We start from the raw sequence: 6,498 nt of genomic DNA on the forward strand, positions 1-6,498 counted from the left end.
CTACCAACGCTGTCGGTGTGACCTTCAACGGTGAACTTAGCGTTTGGATATTCATTCAGAATTCGGATGATGTCTACGAATACAGATACAGATTCTGTTTTCAGAGAAGCTTTTCCGGTGTCGAACAGAATAGTTCTCGCGTAGTCGTTCAATTGCTTCTGAACCTCTTCAGTTACTTCTGGGCAACCTTTGTTGGCTACAGTTCCGGCAACTTCTGGGCACTGGTCATCTTTATCAAGTACTCCGTCACCGTCAGTGTCAGGCCATGGGCATCCTTTGTTCTCAGCTGGACCAGCCTCGTTTGGACAAGCATCGTCTTTGTCGGCTACGCCATCTCCGTCAGCATCAGGGCATCCTGCAAGAGCAGCAAGACCGGCTTCATTTGGACATGCATCATCTTTGTCGGCGATACCGTCTCCGTCAGAATCAGGACATCCGTTAAGCTCTTTAGAACCAGCTTCGTTAGGACAGCTGTCTTTACCATCTTCTATACCGTCTCCGTCAGAATCAGGACATCCGTTGAAAGCAGCCAAACCGGCAACTTCAGGACATGCATCATCTTTGTCGTAGATTCCGTCACCGTCAGTATCAGTTCCGCCAAATTGGATGGAGATACCAGCCAGGTGCTGGAAGTGCTTTACTCCGTAATCTTCGAAAGCGTGCTTATATCCTGTTTGAACAGTAAAGGCGATGTTATCAGAGAACATGTAGCTGGCTCCGATACCTGCATTGGCAGTACCGAATCCGATCTCATCAACCCAGGTATAACCTCCTCCGATTTCGAGGAAAGGGATGATCTTCTTCTCCTTTAAGACGTTGTACTTTATCGTACCATCCACAGCGTAATGAGAGAGGTCGTCAGCTGAAACGTCTCCTAATTTAGAGATGCGGTTGAGGCTACCCCTGGCTCCTACAGAAAATCCGTCCCCAACATACTTGGATACAGAAACATATGAAATAGAGGGCAAAATGTTCCAGTGATCGTTAACATTAAAGTACTCGCTGAAGAGAGTACCGGTTGGGTAAGCGGCGTCCTGGTCATTAGTAGGATAAACATCTATCGCGTTTACACCAAAGCTAACTTGCCACGGATTATTCTCATCCTGCGCTTGAACGTTGTTTAACCCAATAAGAAAGAGGCCAACAACCAATAATCTGCTAAGCTGTTTCATGTTCAAAATTTTAAGTTTAAGTGTTTATTAGCTGCAAATGTAAGTTGTTAATAATTATTAACAAAATCAATTTCTTTTTTTTTTCTCGTACGCCCCTAAAAACGGAAGGTTTAGAGGATTTCGAGCTCTTTTCCGACCTTCGTAAACGCCTTGATTGCGGTGTCTAAATGTGCCCTTGTATGGGCCGCGGATAACTGTACTCTGATCCTCGCTTTTCCCTTTGGTACCACGGGATAGAAGAATCCTATGACGTAAATTCCTTCATCGAGCAGCATATCGGCCATTTTCTGTGATAATTTGGCATCGTATAACATGACAGGTACAATGGCAGAATCTCCATCTATGATATCAAAACCGGCATCTTTCATCCCTTTTTTAAAGTAAGCCGTATTGCTTTCGAGGCGATCGCGCAGTTCGGTGCTTCCTTCGAGCATATCGAAGACCTTAATGGAGGCTCCTACAATGGCAGGGGCAAGGGAGTTGCTGAACAGATAGGGTCTCGATCTCTGCCTCAGGATCTCTATGATCTCTTTCTTTCCCGTAGTATATCCGCCCATCGCTCCGCCCAGGGCCTTCCCCAGTGTTCCGGTAATGATGTCGATACGGCCCATGACGCCTTTCTCTTCCAGTGTGCCCCTTCCCGTCTCACCGATGAAACCTGCAGCGTGGCATTCGTCTATCATCACCATGGCGTCGTATTGTTCCGCCAGGTCACAGATCTTATCCAGGGGGGCGAGGAGCCCGTCCATGGAAAATACCCCGTCCGTCACGATGATCTTAAACCGGGCGTTGTCTGCATTTGCCTGCTTCAACTGGGCTTCGAGGTCTTTCATGTCGTTGTTTGCATACCGATAACGCTTGGCCTTGCACAATCTCACCCCGTCTATGATAGAAGCGTGATTGAGGGAATCGGAGATAATGGCGTCCTCTGCAGACAACAATGGCTCAAAGACCCCACCATTGGCGTCAAAAGCAGCTGCGTATAATATGGTATCTTCTGTTCCGTAAAATTGGGCGATTTTCTCCTCAAGTTCCTTGTGTATGTCCTGGGTGCCGCAAATGAACCTTACGGAAGACATGCCAAATCCATGGGAATCCAATGTGTCCTTGGCTGCCTGAATGACTTCGGGGTGTGAAGACAGCCCCAAATAGTTGTTGGAGCAGAAGTTGATCACTTCCTGTCCGGTCGAGATCCTGATCACGGCTCCCTGAGGAGAGGTTATGACGCGCTCTTTTTTATAAAGTCCTGCTTCCTCTATCGAATCCAGTTCGTCCTGGAGAAATTTCTTAATACTGCTGTACATAACTATATGAATACGGGTTTGATTTGTTCACCTACATAGATCAGGACCCTGTTTTCTACGGTGTATCCCATGGAACTCAGCACTTTTACGTAGGAGTTCAATTGTGCGATATGGTCCGGACTTTCGCTTCCTGTCTTGTAATCGAGCACCGAGACCTTCCGTCCGTCGAAAACCATCCTGTCGGGTCGCAAAATTACCCCATTTTCCGCAATTATCGCCTGTTCGTTCCTGATTATAGGGCCCGCCTGAAAAAAGGAAGCCAGCAGGGGATGCTCAACGACACTTTTGAAAAGTTCAGAGTAATTATTTTGCTCTTTTACGGAAATGGCTCCACTGGAAACCAACTCCTGAACGCTTGAAGGAATATCCCCGGGAACCTCGATGGTGCTCATTCCAAAATGGAATAAATTACCCCTGGATAAGGCAAGGGCGCGGGAAGTTCCCCAAAGCTCCCCGGCCCGGGTGCTGATTTCCAGGTGTCCTTCATACTTGGCCGAGCAGGTGTAGGAAATCGACTCCTGCTTAAGGCCGGAAACAGTGCTGGAGACTACCTCGCCGAGTTCCCCGTAATCATACCTCCTCCTGTTCCTGTCCCACATGCCTTCGCCCTTCAGGAATTTTATGAAAAGCCCCGAGTAATTAGTGGCTTTAGGATCTCCATTTTTGTCCAGATCCATTTCTGAGATCACATACACTCCCTGTATTCCTCTCGTAAGGGCAACGTACAGCACGTTGAACGCATCGAGTTCCTGCTTGTGCTCTTCTTCCTCGGCGATTACTCGGGAGGCATCATTGTAATCAGCCATCTCCTTTTTTTTGGTCAGCAGGAGATGGTCAAATCCCTTCAGGGCCTCATCTGTCGTTTGTACCCATAACCTGGTTCCCCGGTCGTCGTAGATTTTGGCATTGGCGAATGGGAATATGACAAAGGGAAATTCCAGCCCTTTCGACTTGTGGATGGTCATTAACATGACTGCCTCTGTCTGCTCAGGAGCCGGGATACTCCACCGGCCCTTGTTCTTATCCCAGTGGTCGAGGAAGGACTGTATCCCGCAATCCATATGTGATTCAAATTCCAGGACCTCATCGAGGAGGGCACTGATAAAGGCGTGGGATACTTTAACCAGTTGAAAACGATCAATGGCGTATTCAAGGGCATCATAAGGGGTTCTCTGGGTAAAAACCTCCATTTCAAAATGGTATTTCCTTTTCAAGAGACCCGACAGATTATCGAGATTCTCGGAGATGAATTCGTGTCGGTCTTCCTCCCCGCTGAGGTAGAAGAGAATGTCATACTGAATATTGAGATCCGTGGGCCGGGCAGTATGTTTCATCAGGTTGATCAGGAACCTGACCCCGGGATCACTCTCAAGCAAGAGGGCATCGGAGGATATGACAGGCACTTGGTTTTCCATCAGATGCCTGGCGATCCTTACCCCCTGATTGTTCGATCTTACGAGGATACAGATATCGCCGTAGGGCACTCCCCTGTCTAACAGCTCGCCTACAACCCCCAGCACTTCATTACAATAGTCCGATTCTCTGTCCTGGGTCCCTTCCTCAAGGAATCGCACACTGACGAGTCCGCCTTTTGATGCCGTGTGTTCCTGCTGGTTGCCCTCAAGGAAGAGCTGACGGTATAGTTCGTTTTTCAGGCCGGGAACTGCGGAGGTGAAGAACCGGTTATTGAAGTCGACTACCTCCTGATAACTCCTGTAATTCCTCTGCAGTTGTTTCGTTACCGGACGTATGCCGAAAAGAGTGTCCTCATCGTGTATCAGGTTTAAGAAGAGTTCGGACCTCCCTCCCCTCCACCGGTAGATCGCCTGTTTGGCATCCCCTACCAGGAACAAGCTGCCTCTTTTACCCTGCAGATCCTCACTCAGCATGGCATGCGAGATCAGGGGCACGAGGTTATTCCACTGCAAGAGGGAAGTGTCCTGGAATTCATCTATAAAATAATGCCGGTATTTCTCTCCGAGACGTTCGTAAATGAAGGGGGCAGGTTGATCTCTGATCTGTTCTGAGATCAGGGAGTTGAAGGCCGATATATGAATCTGTTCCCTCTCTCCGAGCAGGGCATGGATCTCCTTTTGCAGCGCATTTAGAAGGGTGAGGGGGACGAGATTCTGGTATGCATTTCTCAGGAAGAGCAATCGGTTGTGTTTTGCCCTCATGTTGGCCCACAGGTCGATGAACCGGGGCATAAGCCCGTCTATGACAGCCTTTGTTTCCCGTGGAAGGCTTGTTTTGTAAAGCGGCTCTTCCCCGAAATTCTGTTTCCATCCCGCATTGAAGTCCACCCCTGTGGGATCCGTCTGTATCTTTTTCATAAACGCCGGGTACCATCCCGATTTGAACTCTTTTGCATCCAGTCCGGCATTGGCTATAAGGTTAAGAGCTTCCGTTCCTATCCTCTTCAGGTCCCCGATCAGGGTGTGGATCACTTTCTTCAGGGTATTCTGCAGGTCGAGAAACGCGTCGACTTCCTTGTCCTTCAGGGATTCCAGGAAAGGAAGGTGGTTTTCGTCAAAGAGCATGGAGCCTACCTTCTGGAGGTCATAGCTCACATCCCAGCTCTTGCTGTCGTCAATCTTTTCAAGTGCAAAATCGATGATGAGCTCTGTCAGCCTGTTTCCCGGCTCTGCATTTCCCAGAAAACGGTCTATGCTTTCGCTCAACAGCAGGTCCTGGTCCATGACCACCTCAAAATTCTGAGGGATCTTCAGATCGCGTGCAAAGGTTTTGATGATGCGATGGTTGAACTTATCGATGGTAGAGATGTCGAAGAAGGCGTAATTGTGAAGTATTTCCTTCAGGACTTCGCCCGATCTGGTACTCAGCCTGTCCTTGCCGAGTTTGAGCTCTTCCGCGATCTGCAGGAATAGGTCGTCTTTGCTTGCTTCCGCCGGATCAGAAGCGAAGAGTGCCAGACTTTTCAGAATGCGCTGCTTCATTTCATTGACGGCCTTGTTGGTGAAGGTGATGGCCAGGATCTTCCTGAATTCCTGCCTGCTATCCTCGGAGAGGATCAGCTTGAGGTATTCCTTGACCAGTGTAAAGGTCTTTCCTGAACCGGCAGAGGCGTCATAAATCTGATAGGAGTGCAGCGTCTTCGTTTTACCCTGCAAAATAAGCAATCGCGGAGAGTTCTTAACATATAATTAGGGGAATATAATTGTTAAAATCCCTACATTTGAACCTCACTGAATAATAACAATTAACTACATAAACATGGCATTTGAACTACCAAAATTACCCTATGCATATGATGCATTGGAACCTCATGTCGATGCGAGGACCATGGAGATTCACCATACCAAGCACCACAACGGATACACTTCAAAACTCAATGCAGCTATTGAAGGCACACCCCTTTCAGGAAAAGGGATCGAGGAGATCCTCAAGGGACTCGATATGAAGAACACAGCTGTACGAAACAACGGAGGCGGTTATTTCAACCACTGTCTGTTCTGGGAGATCATGGGCCCTGATGCCGGAGGGAATCCCTCAGGCGAACTGGCCTCTGCCATTGACAATGCCTTTGGATCCTACGAAGCTTTCAAGGATAAGTTCAGCGCTGCAGCCGCCGGTCAGTTCGGATCCGGATGGGCCTGGCTCTGTGTTCATAAAGGAGGTAAGGTAGAGATCTGTGCAACACCCAACCAGGACAACCCATTGATGCCCAATACGGGATGCGGAGGTTATCCAATCCTGGGATTAGACGTTTGGGAACACGCCTATTACCTGAATTATCAGAACAGGCGACCCGATTATATCAATGCGTTCTTCAATGTGATCAACTGGAATAAGGTGGCCGAGCACTACAAGGCGCACAAGTAAGAAAGCAGATCGAAATCGATTATGAAGGACCGCAGCCTCACAAGGTTGCGGTTTTTTTATCTATTGTGGTGAATATCAATAGAAAAGGGCAGAGAAGCCTCCGCCCTTTTCGTCCCAAATCTTACCATAAACTTAACCTACTTATGCTATGGCACTACTAAATTACTGGTATTGTGAGA

At 48.2% G+C, this 6,498-nt stretch carries 4 protein-coding genes; 1 reads left to right on the top strand and 3 read right to left on the bottom strand.

Annotation, left to right across the window (positions count from 1 at the left end; genetic code table 11):
* From ABYP73_RS10605 to ABYP73_RS10615, 3 genes are all read right to left on the bottom strand, one after another.
* Positions 1-1,172 (bottom strand): thrombospondin type 3 repeat-containing protein (locus tag ABYP73_RS10605; RefSeq protein ID WP_372974300.1); only part of this gene is annotated, 1,172 nt, incomplete at its 3' end.
* 110 nt (positions 1,173-1,282) lie between these two features.
* Positions 1,283-2,476, bottom strand: coding sequence for a glycine C-acetyltransferase (gene kbl, locus ABYP73_RS10610; RefSeq protein WP_372974301.1), 1,194 nt, complete (start codon positions 2,474-2,476; stop codon positions 1,283-1,285).
* Positions 2,477-2,478: 2 nt separating this feature from the next.
* Positions 2,479-5,607 carry a UvrD-helicase domain-containing protein gene (locus tag ABYP73_RS10615; protein WP_372974302.1) on the bottom strand — a complete coding sequence of 1,043 codons (3,129 nt, stop codon included), beginning with the start codon at positions 5,605-5,607 and terminating at the stop codon, positions 2,479-2,481.
* Between the two features lie 103 nt (positions 5,608-5,710).
* Here ABYP73_RS10615 and ABYP73_RS10620 point away from each other — a divergent pair, with 103 nt between their 5' ends.
* Complete coding sequence (locus tag ABYP73_RS10620) at positions 5,711-6,319, top strand: superoxide dismutase (protein WP_372974303.1); 609 nt, start codon at positions 5,711-5,713, stop codon at positions 6,317-6,319.
* Positions 6,320-6,498: the final 179 nt, after the last annotated feature.

Origin of the sequence: Muriicola sp. (assembly GCF_041567615.1) — a bacterium.
In the GTDB taxonomy this organism is placed as follows: Bacteria; Bacteroidota; Bacteroidia; order Flavobacteriales; family Flavobacteriaceae; genus Muriicola.

Excerpts from the sequence above, each read along its gene's own strand:
- kbl (WP_372974301.1), bottom strand. The coding sequence starts at position 2,476 with ATGTACAGCAGTATTAAGAAATTTCTCCAGGACGAACTGGATTCGATA.
- ABYP73_RS10620 (WP_372974303.1), top strand. The coding sequence starts at position 5,711 with ATGGCATTTGAACTACCAAAATTACCCTATGCATATGATGCATTGGAA.